Here is a 15,965-nt window from a genome sequence, read left to right as displayed (position 1 = left end):
GGCAGCGCGGTCAGGGACGCGGCACGCCCGTGCGTGCAGGTGCCGTGCCTGTCGGTGCGGTGCCTGTCGACGATGGGAGGAAACGTTCCTTCGGCCGTTTCCTGGGAAGCCCGCTCAGTGCGGAGCGATCGGCGTGCTCGGTCCGATCGCGGTCGTTGCCGGGATCAGGCGATGGCGTGCGCGGCCCATCAGTTCTTCGCGTTCGTCCTCGGTGAGGCCGCCCCACACCCCGTAGGGCTCGCGGACGGCGAGAGCGTGCGCGGCGCATTCAGAACGCACCGGGCATCGCATGCAGACCTCTTTAGCCGAGGTCTCGCGCGCGCTCCTGGCCGCGCCCCGCTCGCCTTCCGGGTGGAAGAAGAGGGAGCTGTCGACCCCGCGGCAGGCAGCCAGCAGCTGCCAGTCCCAGAGGTCGGCGTTCGGTCCGGGGAGGCGGGAGAAATCTGCCATTGGTAGTCCTCTTGGTGCCGGTACTGAGGCGGATACGGTCCATGTCTCCACACCTACTGTCGTAGTAGATGTAAATATGACTCATTGGGAATCTAGCCTCAGACATGCGCCAAACGGAAGGAAAGCCGCCAAATAGGGCATACCGTCATCTGGAGGACACGCGGCGAGTGGCTCCTGCCTTGTGTTCGCTTCCTCACGTAGAGTGCCGAAGGTGTCCGTCCGACCCGTAACTCTTTCGAGTGACCATCGTTGAGAGTGCGAAGGCGGTTGAACCAAGAAGTTCTCGGACATGTGTCCGGGAGCATCGACCGCACAGGTGACGATACGTACCAGCCTGGAGGCTCAAGGTGACGCGCATCAGCAGCTGCGGAGGGCGGTCATGACATCCGTCCTCGTCTGCGACGACTCCCCGCTTGCCCGAGAGGCGCTCCGTCGCGCGGTTGCCACCGTGCCCGGCGTCGAGCGAGTGACGACGGCTGCCAACGGCGAGGAAGTCCTCCGCCGCTGGGGTGCCGACCGCTCCGACCTGATTCTGATGGATGTCCGGATGCCCGGGCTCGGCGGTGTGGAGACGGTTCGCCGGCTGCTCTCGGCCGACCCCGGCGCCCGCATCATCATGCTGACGGTCGCCGAGGACCTGGACGGCGTGGCCCTCGCGGTCGCCGCCGGCGCCCGGGGCTACCTGCACAAGGACGCCTCGCGCGCCGAACTGCGGGCCACGGTCACCCAGGCCCTTGCCGACCCGACCTGGAGGCTGGCCCCGCGCCGGCTCCGCTCGGCCGAGATGGGCGCCGCGCCCACGCTCACCGCGCGCGAGATCCAGGTGCTGGAGGGCATGAGCCACGGCCGGTCCAATGCGGAGATCGGGCGCGAGCTCTTCCTCTCCGAGGACACGGTCAAGACGCACGCCCGCCGGCTGTTCAAGAAGCTGGGTGCGTCCGACCGGGCGCACGCCGTGGCGCTCGGGTTCCGCTGGGGCCTGGTCCGCTGACCGCGCGACCGCCGGCCCTCACCGGCCGGCGGTGCCGCGGGCGGGCCGGCCCGCCCGGTTCCCGCGGTCCCGGCCGCCCTCCGGAATCTCCCGCGGTCCGATCCGCCGCACCCTGGTGCGCACCGGGGATTGACGGTGCACAATCCGGGGGACGTGTCGCTTCGGGCGCGATGCCGCATGCTTGAGGGTGTGGCGCATCCTGGAGATGTCGCCGCGGGGACGATTCGGCCGAGCGGGAGGGGAGGGGCCAGGGCATGAGTTCCGGTGCACCCACCCCGCACAACCCGTCGACGCATAACGCTTCGACGTACAACACGGGCCGCAGTGCCGCGAATGCTCCGGCGCCAAGGCACCATGGATCGATGCGCCAGGACTGCGAAGACCCAGCCCCGGGGTCACCCGCGACCGCAGGCGGCAGCGGCGCCTCCCGAAACAGCGGCGACAGCACCGTCAGCGCGCTCGTACGCCGTGCGGTGGAAGGCGACGAGCAGGCCACCCACGATCTGCTCGCCTTCGTGCACCCCCTCGCCATCCGCTACTGCCGCTCCCGCCTGTCGCGACTTCCGGGTGACGCCCGTCACTTCGTGGAGGACCTGGCGCAGGAGGTCTGCGTCGCCGTCCTGATGGCCCTGCCGCGCTACCGCGACACCGGGCGCCCCTTCGAGGCCTTCGTCTTCGCCATCGCCGCGCACAAGGTCGCCGATCTCCAGCGGGCCGCCATGCGCCATCCGGGCAGTACGGCCGTGCCCTCGGACGAGATGCCGGAACGGCCCGACGACTCCCTGGGTCCGGAGGAGCGCGCACTGCTGAGCAGTGACGCCGCCTGGGCCAAGAAGCTGCTCGCCAACCTTCCGGAGAACCAGCGCGAGCTCCTCGTCCTGCGCGTGGCCGTCGGGCTGACCGCCGAAGAGACCGGGCAGATGCTCGGAATGTCCCCCGGGGCGGTGCGCGTCGCCCAGCACCGGGCGCTGAGCCGGCTCCGTGCGCTCGCCGAGCAGTAGGCCGTACGGGTTTTTTCCCGTAGGAAGATACGAACCTTGGCATCGATCTTCGTCGTGGAATGAGAGGCGTCGGGATCCCGTTAGCATGGACATCCGCGCTGAGCAAGACCATCTTGGAAGGTGTCATGACTGTGAACGGCAGCGACTCGACTGGGATGCCCGACAAATTCGCCACGCTCGGCCTCACCTATGACGATGTGCTGCTGCTCCCCGGGTCGTCGGACATGTCCCCGGACGCGATCGACACGTCCTCGCTCATCTCCCGCAACGTCCGCGTGAACGTCCCGCTGCTCTCCGCCGCCATGGACAAGGTCACCGAGGCCCGGATGGCCATCGCGATGGCCCGCCAGGGCGGCGTCGGCGTCCTGCACCGCAACCTCTCCATCGCCGACCAGGCCAACCAGGTCGACCTGGTCAAGCGCTCCGAGTCCGGCATGGTCACCGACCCGATCACGGTGCACCCCGACGCGACCCTGCGCGAGGCCGACGAGCTCTGCGCCAAGTTCCGCATCTCCGGCGTCCCGGTCACCGACCCGGCGGGCAAGCTGCTCGGCATCGTGACCAACCGCGACATGGCCTTCGAGTCGGACCGCAGCCGCCAGGTGCGCGAGGTCATGACCCCGATGCCGCTGGTCACGGGCAAGGTGGGCATCTCCGGCGTGGACGCCATGGAGCTGCTGCGCCGCCACAAGATCGAGAAGCTGCCGCTCGTCGACGAGGCCGGTCTCCTCAAGGGCCTCATCACGGTCAAGGACTTCGTCAAGGCCGAGAAGTACCCGAACGCCGCCAAGGACAAGGACGGCCGGCTCCTCGTCGGCGCCGCCGTCGGTGTCGCGGGCGACGCGTACGAGCGGGCCCAGGCGCTGATCGAGGCGGGCGCCGACTTCATCGTCGTCGACACCGCCCACGGCCACTCCCGCCTCGTCGGCGACATGGTCTCCAAGATCAAGTCGAACTCGACGGTCGACGTCATCGGCGGCAACATCGCCACCCGCGACGGCGCCCAGGCCCTCATCGACGCCGGCTGCGACGGCATCAAGGTCGGCGTCGGCCCCGGCTCCATCTGCACCACCCGCGTGGTCGCCGGCATCGGCGTCCCGCAGGTCACCGCGATCTACGAGGCCTCGCTCGCCGCCAAGGCGGCCGGTGTGCCGGTCATCGGCGACGGCGGCCTGCAGTACTCCGGCGACATCGCGAAGGCGCTCGTCGCCGGCGCGGACACGGTGATGCTCGGCTCGCTGCTCGCGGGCTGCGAGGAGTCCCCGGGCGAGCTGCTCTTCATCAACGGCAAGCAGTTCAAGTCGTACCGCGGCATGGGCTCGCTCGGCGCGATGCAGTCCCGCGGCGACCGCAAGTCCTTCTCCAAGGACCGCTACTTCCAGGAGGGCGTGGGCGGCGACGACAAGCTCATCCCCGAGGGCATCGAGGGCCAGGTCCCGTACCGCGGCCCGCTCTCCGCGGTCGTGCACCAGCTCGTCGGCGGTCTGCGCCAGTCGATGTTCTACGTCGGCGGCCGCACCGTGCCGGAGCTCCAGGACCGGGGCCGGTTCGTCCGGATCACCTCGGCCGGCCTCAAGGAGAGCCACCCGCACGACATCCAGATGACGGTCGAGGCGCCGAACTACAGCCGCAAGGGCTGATCCGCGCCGCTTCCGAGCAGCTCAGAGGGGCGGGCCCGCACGGGCCCGCCCCTTCGGCGTGCCCGGGGGTGCGTCCGTACAGCGGTCACCGGAACGCGGTGCGCCGGGGTTCGGGGATACTGGACGGGCAGACCCACAGGAAAGGCCACCACACGTGACTGAGATCGAGATCGGGCGCGGCAAGCGCGGCCGCCGGGCGTACGCGTTCGATGACATCGCCATCGTCCCCAGCCGCCGTACCCGGGACCCGAAGGAGGTCTCGATCGCCTGGCAGATCGACGCCTACCGCTTCGAGCTCCCGTTCCTGGCCGCCCCCATGGACTCGGTCGTCTCCCCGCAGACCGCCATCCGCATCGGAGAGCTCGGCGGCCTCGGCGTGCTGAACCTCGAAGGCCTGTGGACCCGGTACGAGGACCCGCAGCCGCTGCTCGACGAGATCGCGGAGCTGGACGAGGAGTCCGCCACCCGCCGTCTCCAGGAGATCTACTCCGCTCCGATCCAGGCGGACCTGATCCGCCAGCGGATCAAGGAGGTGCGCGACTCGGGCGTCGTCACCGCCGCCGCGCTCTCCCCGCAGCGCACGGCCGAGTTCTCCAAGGCCGTCGTCGACGCGGGCGTGGACATCTTCGTGATCCGCGGCACCACCGTGTCGGCGGAGCACGTCTCCGGCGCCGCCGAGCCGCTGAACCTCAAGCAGTTCATCTACGAGCTCGACGTCCCGGTCATCGTGGGCGGCTGCGCCACCTACACCGCGGCCCTGCACCTGATGCGCACCGGCGCCGCCGGTGTCCTGGTCGGCTTCGGCGGCGGCGCCGCGCACACCACGCGCAACGTGCTGGGCATCCAGGTCCCGATGGCCACCGCCGTCGCCGACGTGGCCGCGGCCCGCCGCGACTACATGGACGAGTCCGGCGGCCGCTACGTGCACGTCATCGCCGACGGCGGCGTGGGCTGGTCCGGCGACATCCCCAAGGCCGTCGCCTGCGGCGCCGACGCCGTGATGATGGGCTCCCCGCTGGCCCGTGCCACCGACGCGCCCGGCAAGGGCAACCACTGGGGCATGGAGGCCGTCCACGAGGACGTGCCGCGCGGCAAGAAGGTCGACCTCGGCACGGTCGGCACCACCGAGGAGATCCTCACCGGCCCGTCGCACTCCCCGGACGGCTCGATGAACATCTTCGGCGCGCTGCGCCGCTCGATGGCCACCACCGGCTACAGCGAGCTCAAGGAGTTCCAGCGGGTCGAGGTCACCATCGCGGACTCCCAGCACAGCCGCTGAGGCCCGTCACCGCACCTTCCGAGGCCCGGCTCCCCTTCGGGGGAGCCGGGCCTCGGGCGTACGGGGGGGGGGTGCGGCCGGGGCGCCGGTCAGTTCTTGCCCTTGGTTCGGCGGTTCACGCAGACGGACCACGGGACGAGGAAAGCCGCCGCGACGAGCAGCCAGGGCAGCAGGGAGTACGCGTCGTCCCGGGAGAGCTGGCCGTGCCGGTCGCCCAGGGCCGTGCCGACCAGGACCACCCCCACGAGGGTGACCATCCCGGGGAGGCCGAGCACCCACAGCAGGACGGTGAACCAGGCGGCGCGTTCGCGGTCCGGGGGGTTCGGGGCGCCCGGGGGGTTCGGGGTGCTCGGGAGGTTCGGGGTGTTCGGCGTGTTCGGGAGGTTCGGGGACACGCGCGGATCATAGGGCCGGGGGCCTTGCGGAAGACAGGTTTCCGGCCGCGCGTGATCATGGCCCGGCCTGGTCGGAGCCGCGGCGGCCGGGGACGGGGACGGGTCCGGGAACGGGTCCGGCCCCGGAGTCCTGTGCGGAGTCCGGGGCCGGGCCGTGTGGAACGAGGGGTCAGGCGGCCTTGCGGGCCGACTGGAAGGCGGTGTAGCCGCCGAGGGCGAGGAACAGGTACGTCATCGGGCCCGACGCTTCCGTCCAGGCGTCGACGAGCAGGGAGGTCCCGAGGTCGAGCACGTCGAGGGTGCTCACGCCGAGCTCGTCCGCGCCGATCATGGCGATGCCGAGGATCTGGCCCGCGAAGACGGCGGCCAGCGAGAGCAGGGCGCTGAGCACCGGCAGGAGGGGGTTGGACGACAGGCCCTAGAGGCGGTGCGCGGCGCCCGCCGGGCTGGCGCCGCGGGTGTCCAGGAGCAACTGGGCCTTCACCGCCAGGCCTTGTAGGTCGTAGGTGCGGTGGTGCTGGAGCAGGATCGTCAGATCGGCGTTGGCGGCGGCCTCGTACAACGATTCGGCTCGGGGGACGGGCTGGTCCCTGACGCGCCATCCGGCGATGTACGGGTCGTGGTAGCTGATCAGGGCGCCGAGGTCGAGGAGCCGGCTGGCGATCTCGCGCGCCGGGGAGCCCTCCTGGTCGGCGAGGTCAGGCTTGTAGGTGACGCCGAGGAGGAGGACGCGGGCGCCGCGCGCGGACTTGCCGTGCTCGTTGAGCAGGGTGGCGCTGCGCTGGATGACGTACTGCGGCATCCGGTCGTTGATCTCCTGCGCCAGGCCGACCATGCGGAGAGGGTGACCCGGGGTGCGGGTGGTGTGGGGGAGGTAGTTGGGGTCGAGGGGGACTCCGTGGCCGCCGACTCCGGGGCCGGGGCGGAAGGCCTGGAACCCGTACGGCTTGGTCTCGGCGCACCGGATGACGTCCCACAGGTCCACGCCGAGGTCGTGGCAGAGCACGGCCATCTCGTTCATGAGGGCGATGTTGACGTGCCGGTAGTTGGTTTCCAGCAGCTGGACCGTTTCGGCCTCGCGCAGGCCGCGGGCGCGGACCACCTTCTCGGTGAGGCGGGCGTAGAAGGCGTGTGCGGACTCGGTGCAGGCGGGGGTGAGGCCGCCGATGACCTTGGGGGTGTTGGAGATGCCGTGCGTGCGGTTGCCCGGGTCGAGGCGGCTGGGGGAGTAGGCCAGGTGGAAGTCCCGGCCGGCGCGCAGGCGGGAGCCCGATTCGAGGATCGGGCGCAGGTAGTCCTCGGTGACGCCGGGGTGGGCCGCCGATTCGAGGATGACCGTGGTGTGCGGGCGCAGCCGGGCGGCGAGGGTGCGGCCCGCCTCGCCGACCGCGGACAGGTCGAGCGCGCGGTCGGCGCCGAGCTGGGTGGGGGCGCAGATGACGGCCGTGCGGACCCGGCCGAGTTCGACGGGGTTGGTGGTGACCCGGAAGCCGGCCGCCGACATGCGGCGGATCTCTGCGGCGGTGAGGGTGGAGTCCGTAGCCGGACCGCTGTCGTAGCCGACCGTCTCGATCCCGGCGGCCACGGCTGCCTGGGCGAGCGGGAGGCCGAGATGGCCGAGTCCGATGACGGCGAGATCTGCGGGCATGGGGGTGCCGTCCCTTCCCTTCCCTGACATGCATGAGGGGGCGGAGCGCGCAAGTCCTGTGGAGGAGGAAAGCTGGCGCAATGTCAGACTAGGCGTATATATGACAGATATGTCGTATTCAGAGGTCTTGGTCGCCGCCGTGTTATCCACAGCCGGTGGCTGATGTGGGTGCGGCCGGTGAGAATCATGAACGGGCGATGTGAGCGGGATCACCCACAACGGGTGGGATGACCGCACAGGGCGGACGGGGCGACCCGCGTCAACGGGAGGCAGGCAGCCGTGAGGACTGGGACAGGGGCAGGGACGGGCGCAGCGGCAGGTACGGGGGCGAGGTCGGGGGCGGGGCCGGGCACCGGCATGGGCATGGGTGCGGGGATGGGGGGAGGCGGTGGACGGGCCTCGCTGGGGCCCGTGCAGCGGGCCGAGGCGCTCGCCGGGATGGCCGAGCGGGAGCTGGACGTGCTGGTGGTCGGGGCCGGTGTGGTGGGTGCCGGTACCGCCCTCGACGCCGTGACCAGGGGCCTGGCGACCGGGCTGGTGGAGGCGAGGGACTGGGCTTCGGGCACGTCCAGCCGTTCCAGCAAGCTCATCCACGGAGGGCTCAGATACCTGGAGATGCTCGATTTCGCCCTCGTGCGGGAGGCGCTCAAGGAGCGCGGCCTGCTCCTGGGGCGGCTCGCCCCGCACCTGGTGAAGCCGGTGCCGTTCCTCTACCCGTTGCAGCACAAGGGGTGGGAGCGGTTCTATGCCGGTTCGGGCGTCGCGCTGTACGACGCCATGTCGCTCTCCAGCGGCCACGGACGCGGGCTGCCGACGCACCGCCACCTCTCGCGGGCGCGCGCCCTGCGGATCGCACCGGCGCTGCGCAAGGACGCGCTGGTGGGCGCCCTGCAGTACTACGACGCCCAGATGGACGATGCGCGGTACGTGGCGACCCTGGTCCGAACGGCCGCCGCGTACGGAGCGCAGTGCGCCAACCGGGCGAGGGTCATCGGCTTCCTGCGGGAGGGCGAGCGGGTGGTCGGCGCCCGGGTGCAGGACGTGGAGGGCGGCGGGGAGTACGAGATCCGGGCGAAGCAGATCGTGAACGCCACGGGGGTGTGGACGGACGACACCCAGGCGCTGATCGGAGAGCGCGGCCAGTTCCACGTACGGGCCTCGAAGGGCATCCACCTCGTCGTTCCCAAGGACCGGATCCACTCCTCGACCGGGCTGATCCTGCGGACCGAGAAGTCGGTGCTCTTCGTCATCCCGTGGGGCCGGCACTGGATCGTGGGCACCACGGACACCGACTGGGACCTGGACAAGGCGCACCCGGCGGCGTCGAGCGCGGACATCGACTACCTGCTGGAGCACGTGAACTCGGTGCTGGCGGTCCCGCTCACCCGGGACGACGTCCAGGGGGTCTACGCCGGCCTGCGGCCGCTGCTGGCCGGGGAGTCGGACGCGACGAGCAAGCTCTCGCGCGAGCACACGGTGGCGCACCCGGTGCCGGGGCTGGTGGTGGTCGCCGGCGGCAAGTACACGACGTACCGGGTGATGGCCAAGGACGCGGTCGACGAGGCGGTGCACGGCCTCGACCAGCGGGTCGCGCCGTGCGTGACGGAGGACGTGCCGCTGGTCGGGGCCGAGGGGTACCGGGCCCTGTGGAACGGCCGGGCGCGGATCGCCGCGCGGACGGGGCTCCATGTGGTGCGGGTGGAGCACCTCTTGAACCGGTTCGGCTCGCTGACGGAGGAACTGCTGGCGCTGATCGAGGAAGACCCCTCGCTCGGGGAGCCGCTGACGGGCGCCGACGACTACCTCCGCGCCGAGGTGGTCTACGCGGCCTCGCACGAGGGGGCTCGGCACCTGGACGACGTGCTGACCCGGCGGACGCGGATCTCGATCGAGACCTTCGACCGGGGGACGCGATCGGCGCGCGAGTGTGCGGAGTTGATGGCTCCGGTCCTGGGCTGGGACGAGCAGCAGATCGAGAAGGAAGTGGAACACTACGAGAAGAGGGTGCAGGCGGAGCGGGAGTCGCAGCGTCAGCCGGACGATCAGACGGCGGATGCGGCGAGGTTGGGGGCGCCGGACATCGTCCCGTTGTAACTCCGTCACTTCGCGGGCGGAACCGCGGACCCGGGGCTCCCGTCCGTTGCGGAGTAAGGGACAATGAGGGTTCTGCCGGGGCGGGTTACCGGGCACCCCGGCCGCTGCCAGGGCAACCGGAGCAGGCGGCACGAACGCAGAGGGGACGCATGTCGAAGCCGGAGCACACCGAGTCGCCGGAGCCGTCTGTCGGGACGGGATCGCCGGTGCCTCCGGCTGCACCCCCGACGGAGCCGAAGTCTCCCGCGGAGCCGCCTGCGGCGGGAGCCGCGAAGCGCGCTGCCGGGGCGAAGCCGGCCGCGAAGCGCGCCACCACGGGGGCCGCGAAGGCCGCTGCGGCCGCTGTGCCCCCGGCCGCCCCCGAAGCCACCGGGGCGGCCGAACCGGAGGACGCGAAGCCCGGCGCTTCCGCGGCGGAGCCGGAGCCGGGCCCGCGCAAGCCGGAGCTGCGGAAGCCGGCCGCGGCGAAGGCTGCCCGTGGGGCTGAGCCCGCGGACGCGAAGCCTGTTGACGCGAAGGCCGAGCCCGAGGACGCGAAGCCGGCCCAGGCCGTGGACGCGAAGCCCGCGGGTGCGGGCATCGAGCCCGCGGACGCGAAGCCTGCCGCAGCCGTGGGCGCGAAGTCCGCGGTGTCGGGTGTCGAGCCTGAGGATGCGAAGCCTGCCGTAGCCGTGGGCGCGAAGCCGGCGGTGTCGGGTGTCGAGCCTGAGGATGCGAAGCCTGCCGTAGCCGTGGGCGCGAAGCCGGCGGTGTCGGGTGTCGAGCCCGCGGGTGCGAAGCCGGCCGAGGGCGTGGACGCGAAGCCTGTTCGGGGGAAGGCCGAGGCCGCTGAGGCAGCGGACGCCAAGCCCGTCGCGGTGAGCAAGGCCGACGAGGTGGCCGCCGCCGTCAAGGCCGCCGCGGCCAAGGCGGGAGAGGGCGCCCACGACGAGGGCCGGCTGCTCGCGGGCCGGTACCGGCTCGGGGACGTCCTCGGCAAGGGCGGCATGGGAACCGTCTGGCGCGCCGAGGACGAGACCCTCGGCCGCACCGTCGCCGTCAAGGAACTCCGCTTCGGCAGCGGCGTCGACGAGGACGAGAAGCGCCGCCTGATCACCCGCACCCTGCGGGAGGCGAAGGCCATCGCTCGGATCCGCAGCGGTGGCGCGGTGACCGTCTACGACGTCGTCGACGAAGACGGCCGGCCGTGGATCGTCATGGAGCTCATCGAGGGCCCCTCGCTCGCGGAGTTCATCCGCGAGAGCGGCCCGCTGACCCCCCGCCGGGCCGCGGAAGTCGGCCTCGCCGTGCTCGACGTGCTCCGTGCCGCCCACCGCCAGGGCATCCTGCACCGGGACGTGAAGCCCTCCAACGTGCTCCTCGCCGACCGGGGCAACGGCCGCGTGGTCCTCACCGACTTCGGCATCGCCCAGGTCGAGGGCGACCCCTCCGTCACCTCCACCGGCATGCTCGTCGGCGCGCCCTCGTACATCTCGCCCGAGCGGGCCCGCGGCCAGCGCCCCGGCCCGCCGGCGGACATGTGGTCGCTCGGCGGCCTGCTGTACGCCGCCGTCGAGGGGGTTCCCCCGTACGACAAGGGGTCCGCCCTCGCGACGCTCACCGCGGTGATGACCGAGCCCGTCGAACCGCCCAAGAACGCCGGCCCGCTGACCGAGGTCATCTACGGCCTCCTCGTCAAGGACCCCGCCCACCGGCTCGACGACGACCGTGCGCGGGCGCTGCTCACCGCCGTGATCGACGCGCCCGAGCCGCCGGCCCCCGTAGCGGTCCCGGACGCCGAGGCGACCCGGCAGATATCGCTGACCGAGGCCCGGGAGGCCGCCGAGAAGGCGGCAGCCGACAAGGCGGCCAAGGTCGCGGAGAAGGCGGAGAAGAAGGAACGCGAGCGTCGTGAGCGCGAGCAGCGCGAACGCGCCCGCGCGGCGCTGAAGTCGGCCCGCAAGGCGGCGGCCGCCAGCGCCGCCGCGGCCGCCGCCACGGCGACGGCCGTGACCGCGGCCGAGTCCCCGTCGCCGCGCCCGGCGCCCGTCGCCGCCCCGCTCACCGACGTCGTGCCGCGCCGCACCATCGCGCTCGCGATAGCCGGTGTGGTCATGGCGCTCGCCGTCATCGGCTCGATCGTCGCGTACGCGTTCAGCGGAGACGACGAGAAGGGCGCTACCCCGAAGGACGGCAAGGGCGGCAGCAAGGCCAGCGCCGCGTCGAGCCCCGCGTCCGGTTCCTCGACCCCGCCCCCGGCTTCGCCCTCGCCCTCCCCCTCGCCGAAGACCGGCGAGGTGCCCGGCGGAGGGGCCGCGTCTCCGGACCCGGGCCAGTCGGGCCAGTTGCCGGGGTCGGGCACCAACCCCGGCCAGGGCCAGGGCTCCACGCCCGGCGGCGCCCTGCCCGGGCTCCCGCCCGGGTACGGCCAGGTCAACGACCCCGGGTTCCACTTCGCGATGGGCCTGCCCGACGGCTTCAAGCAGACCGGCGTGATAGGCAAGAACGACGGCGTCATATACAGCCGCGACGGTGGTTTCCCGCGCGTCCAGATCGACTTCAACAGCTCGCCGAAGGACGACGCCCGCGCCGCCTGGGCGGAACTGGCGCCGAGCGTGGCGGGCAGCAGCACCAACTACAAGCTGCTCCGCCTCGAAAAGGTCGAGTACCGCGGGTACCCGACCGTCGCGGACTGGGAGTTCGAGCGGGACCAGAAGGGTTCGCGGGTCCGGGTGCTCGACCGCGGGTTCAGGATGGACGCCAAGCACGGCTACGCCATCATGATCACCTGCCTCGCCGACCAGTGGGACGCGCAGGAGTGCACGCAGCTGCGCACCACGGCGTTCGACACCTTCCAGCCGCTGGGCTGACACGGGTTCCACGCGAGCTCGGGTCAGCCTCGCCAGGGCCGGGACGCGGGCGCCCTGGGCGTCGTATCGTGTCAGCGGGGCCTGGGGGACGGGTCCGCAGCTCTCGGGGGAGGCGATGTGGAGGACTATGCGGGCCGGATCCTGGCCGAGCGCTACCGTCTGCCGTTGCCGCCGTCCGACGCCTACGAACTGATCGAGACCCGGGCCTTCGACACGCGCAGCGGCCAGGAAGTCCTCGTACGGCAGGTGCCGTTGCCGGAGGTCGTCGACGCGGAGCTGCTGGACGGCACGCGGGGTGGCTCCTCGGCCGCCGGGGGCCGGCGGCTCCCGCACGGTGAACTGCCCGCCGTGCGCAGGGCGATCGAGGCCGCGCAGGCGGCGGCGTCCGTACCGGACCATCCACGGCTGGACCAGGTCTTCGACGTGTTCGCGGAGGGCGGGTCGCTCTGGATAGTGAGCGAACTCGTCCCGGCCAGACCGCTGGCGGCGCTGATCGCCGACGAACCGCTGAGCCCGTACCGGGCGGCGGAGGTGGCGGCGGACGTGCTGACCGCTCTGCGCGTGCTGCACGCGCACGGGTGGACGCACCGGAACATCACCATGCGGACGGTACTGATCTGCGAGGACGGGCGGGTCGTCCTGACGGGGCTGGCGGCGGGAGCCGCGGAGGACGCCCTGTGCGGGTACGACCCGGTTCCGCCGCGGGACGGTACGGACCGCTCCGCGGTGCCCTGGCCCTGGCCGGGCGGTGAACCGGGGGGTGGCGCGGGGCCCGGGCCGGGTGGTGGCGCCGGGTTCGCGGCGGGTCGGCCGGAGAGCGGCGGCGGGTACGGCACGGGGCGCGCAGACGGGTACGGCCACGACGCTCTGGCCGGGCCGGGGGCGGGCGCGGGGTACGGCGGCGGCTCCCCGGGCGGTTCCTGGGGCGGGCCGGCGGCGGATGCCAGGTATGGGCAGGGGGCCGGGCAAGGGGCCGGGCAGGGGCCCGGGCCCGGCGCGGGGCGGGTCGGCGGGCAGCAAAGCGGGGAGCCCGGAGGCCGGTACGACGACCCGTACGACGACCGGTACGGGGGCGGGCCCGCGGAGCGGTCCGGGCGGGACGGCGGGGCCGGTACGGGTACGACCGTCCAGGAGGGCGGGAACACGGCGCAGTACGCGCCGCTCGTGGCTCCGGGGTACGACACCGGGCCGCGTTACCGGGACCACATAAGCCCCGGGACCGGGAACGGTCCTCATGCGTCCGGTACCTCCGGCACCCCCGGTGCTCCGAGTGCTCCCGGTGCGCCGGGCGGTCACGGGGCCGTCGGTACCCATGCCATTTCCGCTGCACCTGGTGCCCCCGGTACGCCTGGTGCGTCCGGGGTTCACGGGGCCTCCGGCGCCCCTGGCTCTTCCAGTACTCCTGGTGCCCCCGGAGTTCACGGCGCCTCAGGCTCCCCTGTCGCTCCCGGCGCCGCCGGGGAGCGGCCCGATCTCAAGGCCGCTGCGCGGGCCGGGGCCATCGCGGCGTACCGGGCCGGGGCCCAGGCCGCCGCGCGGATCACCGAGCAGCGCAGGGCCGGTTCGGAGTCCGCGCCGGAGCCGGAAGCGGAGCCGAGGCCCGAGGGGTCGAAGCTGCCGCAGGGGTACTCGTACCCGTACGGCGGCCCGGACAGCGGCGCGACCTGGCACGGCGCCACTCCGCGCCGCCAGGCCCTGCCCCCGGCCGAAGCGGAGCCGTCGGCCCGTGCCGCGCTGCCGGCGCAACTCGCCCTTCCCCAGGGCTACGAGCAGGCGGACGCCCCCGGCGGCCCGGCCGACGCCGACGGCCGGATCCCCGGGCAGCCTTCGCCGGGACCGGGCCACCCGGAGCAGGATCAGGCGGGCTTCGGCCGGCAGGTTGCGCGGGACGGCACCGGATACGGCGGGCAGCCCCAGCTCGGACCGGCCCGCCCGGACCCGGCGGGCACCGGGCAGAGCACCGCCGGATACGCGGCGATGCCCGCGACCCGGGAGTCCGGACAGGGCGGTCGGCAGACCGGTCCACAAGGCGCAGCGGGGTACGCAGCGGCTTCCGGGGCCCACGGCCCCGGCCAGACGGGTCCGCAGACGGGCCCGCAGGGCGGTCGGCAGGGGGGTGCCGGATATCAGGCGGCCCCGAGGACCGACGGTTACGGCCAGACCGGCCAGACCGGCCAGACCGGTCAGACCGGCCAGACCGGCCAGACGGGCCAGACCGGTGCCGGGTATCCCGCGGCGTCCGGGGTCGACGGCTACGGCCAGGCGGGGCCGCAGGGCGATCCGCAGGGTGCCGCTCGGCACCCGGCAGCCGCCGGGTGGGGGAGCGGGCCGCGGAGCGGGCTGGATGCGGAGCGGGCCCGGCAGACGCGGATGGCCGTGGTCGGGGCCGTCACCGAGCGGTGGGCTCCCGAGCAGGCGCAGGCCGTGCACGGGCCGTGGCAGCTGGCCGCGCCGGTCGGGCCGGCCACCGACCTGTGGGGGCTCGGCGCGCTCCTGTACCGCGCCGTCCAGGGGCACGCCCCGTACCCCGAGGACAGCGTCGCCGAGCTCGTGGAGATGGTCTGCGCCGAGCCCCCCGCCTTCGCCGAGGAGTGCGGCCCGCTGCGCCCGGTCGTGGAGTCCCTGCTGCGCCAGGACCCGACCGAGCGCCCCGACTTCGAGGAGCTCCGCGGCTGGCTGCGCTCCCTCGTGCGGTCCGCTCCGGAGCCCGACGGGGGCTTCGCGATGCTGCCGCCGGTGGTGGAGGATCCGACCAGGCTGCCCGTCGTACGGCGGCGAGCCGACCTGCACGGCCGGCACCGCAGCGCAGAACACCCCCGCAAGCCGCGCTCGCTCGGGCGTTCCCTGTTACTCGGGATCCTCGTCCTGCTCTCGGGAGCCGTGGCGTACGCCCTGTTCTTCATGCCCCGCTCCGCCGATCCGCAGGGCGGGCAGAAGGCCGCCGGCATGAGGCCGCCCGCCGCGTCCCAGCCGCAGAGCCCGGGCCAGAGCCCGAAGCCGAGCGCGAAGCCGAGCGGGTCCGGCCAGGCTCCGAGCCCCTCCGCGAACCCGCCCGAGTCCAAGCCCGCTCCGCAGACCAACGCCCCCGCTCCGTCCGGGTACACGGCCCAGCAGGACGCCGAGCACTTCTCGATCAACGTTCCGAACGGCTGGGAGCGCCGCGGAATGAACGAGTCCGGTCAGGTCCGCTACACGGAGGGGGACTTCGTGCTGACCGTCGTCCCCGGCCGGGACAAGGTCGAGGGCAACCCCGACCCGGCCACCTACCAGAAGGACAAGGAGCCCGAGCTGGCTCCGTACCGCTCTTCCACCTGGTCGAGCGTGAGCGACATCAAGTCCACCAAGGTCGGCAACCAGCTCCGCGTCACCGGCCGGTACACCTGGATCGACGGGAACGGCCGTTCCGTCGTGGCCCGCAACTTCGTCGTCGCGCTCGGAGGTTCCTACCACGTCGTGATGGTCACCGGCCCGCAGGACCAGGAGGGCAAGGTCACCGAAACCTTCGAGCAGGCGACGGCCAGCTACAAGAGCGGCGGCTGACTCGGTATCAGTACGGCGATTGCGTCACAGTGCGGCCCAACCGCGGCCGAGTGGTTCCGCCGTCGCCCGGGATCTCCG

The 15,965-nt window shown here is 72.8% G+C and carries 11 protein-coding genes; 7 read left to right on the top strand and 4 right to left on the bottom strand.

All coding sequences use genetic code 11. The features are described from left to right. Positions 1 to 114: 114 nt before the first annotated feature. Positions 115 to 450 (bottom strand): WhiB family transcriptional regulator, encoded by a 336-nt coding sequence (locus ACE1OC_RS16465; protein ID WP_250744119.1) that lies wholly within the window; start codon positions 448 to 450, stop codon positions 115 to 117. A gap of 379 nt (positions 451 to 829) precedes the next feature. Here ACE1OC_RS16465 and ACE1OC_RS16460 point away from each other — a divergent pair, with 379 nt between their 5' ends. The 4 genes from ACE1OC_RS16460 to ACE1OC_RS16445 all read left to right on the top strand — a co-directional run bounded on the left by ACE1OC_RS16460 (position 830) and on the right by ACE1OC_RS16445 (position 5,361). Next, entirely contained in the window at positions 830 to 1,441 is a 612-nt protein-coding gene (locus ACE1OC_RS16460) for a response regulator transcription factor (protein WP_003948568.1), read from the top strand. 362 nt (positions 1,442 to 1,803) lie between these two features. Beyond that, a complete protein-coding gene (locus tag ACE1OC_RS16455; protein WP_356507212.1) occupies positions 1,804 to 2,442 on the top strand; it encodes a sigma-70 family RNA polymerase sigma factor in 639 nt (212 codons plus the stop codon). Between the two features lie 125 nt (positions 2,443 to 2,567). Next, positions 2,568 to 4,082, top strand: a complete 1,515-nt coding sequence (guaB, locus tag ACE1OC_RS16450) for an IMP dehydrogenase (protein WP_407837661.1) — start codon at positions 2,568 to 2,570, stop codon at positions 4,080 to 4,082. Between the two features lie 154 nt (positions 4,083 to 4,236). Beyond that, positions 4,237 to 5,361: a GuaB3 family IMP dehydrogenase-related protein gene (locus tag ACE1OC_RS16445; protein WP_243333436.1), complete on the top strand. Its 1,125-nt coding sequence runs from the start codon at positions 4,237 to 4,239 to the stop codon at positions 5,359 to 5,361. A gap of 89 nt (positions 5,362 to 5,450) precedes the next feature. Here the strand turns inward: ACE1OC_RS16445 and ACE1OC_RS16440 are convergent, their stop codons facing one another. The 3 genes from ACE1OC_RS16440 to ACE1OC_RS16430 all read right to left on the bottom strand — a co-directional run bounded on the left by ACE1OC_RS16440 (position 5,451) and on the right by ACE1OC_RS16430 (position 7,404). Next, positions 5,451 to 5,756 (bottom strand): hypothetical protein, encoded by a 306-nt coding sequence (locus ACE1OC_RS16440; RefSeq protein WP_407837660.1) that lies wholly within the window; start codon positions 5,754 to 5,756, stop codon positions 5,451 to 5,453. 169 nt (positions 5,757 to 5,925) lie between these two features. Continuing rightward, positions 5,926 to 6,147 carry a hypothetical protein gene (locus ACE1OC_RS16435; protein WP_407837659.1) on the bottom strand — a complete coding sequence of 74 codons (222 nt, stop codon included), beginning with the start codon at positions 6,145 to 6,147 and terminating at the stop codon, positions 5,926 to 5,928. 27 nt (positions 6,148 to 6,174) lie between these two features. After that, entirely contained in the window at positions 6,175 to 7,404 is a 1,230-nt protein-coding gene (locus tag ACE1OC_RS16430; RefSeq protein WP_250744114.1) for a nucleotide sugar dehydrogenase, read from the bottom strand. A 375-nt stretch (positions 7,405 to 7,779) separates the two neighbouring features. Here ACE1OC_RS16430 and ACE1OC_RS16425 point away from each other — a divergent pair, with 375 nt between their 5' ends. From ACE1OC_RS16425 to ACE1OC_RS16415, 3 genes are all read left to right on the top strand, one after another. Further along, complete coding sequence (locus tag ACE1OC_RS16425) at positions 7,780 to 9,498, top strand: glycerol-3-phosphate dehydrogenase/oxidase (protein WP_407837658.1); 1,719 nt, start codon at positions 7,780 to 7,782, stop codon at positions 9,496 to 9,498. 206 nt (positions 9,499 to 9,704) lie between these two features. After that, positions 9,705 to 12,347 (top strand): protein kinase domain-containing protein, encoded by a 2,643-nt coding sequence (locus tag ACE1OC_RS16420; RefSeq protein ID WP_407837657.1) that lies wholly within the window; start codon positions 9,705 to 9,707, stop codon positions 12,345 to 12,347. A 117-nt stretch (positions 12,348 to 12,464) separates the two neighbouring features. After that, complete coding sequence (locus ACE1OC_RS16415; protein ID WP_407837656.1) at positions 12,465 to 15,887, top strand: hypothetical protein; 3,423 nt, start codon at positions 12,465 to 12,467, stop codon at positions 15,885 to 15,887. The last annotated feature ends 78 nt before the right edge of the window (positions 15,888 to 15,965 follow it).

Origin of the sequence: Streptomyces stoeckheimensis (assembly GCF_045822005.1) — a bacterium.
GTDB lineage: Bacteria > Actinomycetota > Actinomycetes > Streptomycetales > Streptomycetaceae > Streptomyces > Streptomyces stoeckheimensis.
The sequence above is the reverse complement of the archived record's forward strand: the minus strand, read 5'-3'. Positions and strand labels throughout refer to the sequence as shown.

Excerpts from the sequence above, each read along its gene's own strand:
- ACE1OC_RS16460 (WP_003948568.1), top strand. The coding sequence starts at position 830 with ATGACATCCGTCCTCGTCTGCGACGACTCCCCGCTTGCCCGAGAGGCG.
- ACE1OC_RS16430 (WP_250744114.1), bottom strand. The coding sequence starts at position 7,404 with ATGCCCGCAGATCTCGCCGTCATCGGACTCGGCCATCTCGGCCTCCCG.
- ACE1OC_RS16455 (WP_356507212.1), top strand. The coding sequence starts at position 1,804 with ATGCGCCAGGACTGCGAAGACCCAGCCCCGGGGTCACCCGCGACCGCA.
- guaB (WP_407837661.1), top strand. The coding sequence starts at position 2,568 with ATGACTGTGAACGGCAGCGACTCGACTGGGATGCCCGACAAATTCGCC.
- ACE1OC_RS16465 (WP_250744119.1), bottom strand. The coding sequence starts at position 450 with ATGGCAGATTTCTCCCGCCTCCCCGGACCGAACGCCGACCTCTGGGAC.
- ACE1OC_RS16425 (WP_407837658.1), top strand. The coding sequence starts at position 7,780 with ATGGGGGGAGGCGGTGGACGGGCCTCGCTGGGGCCCGTGCAGCGGGCC.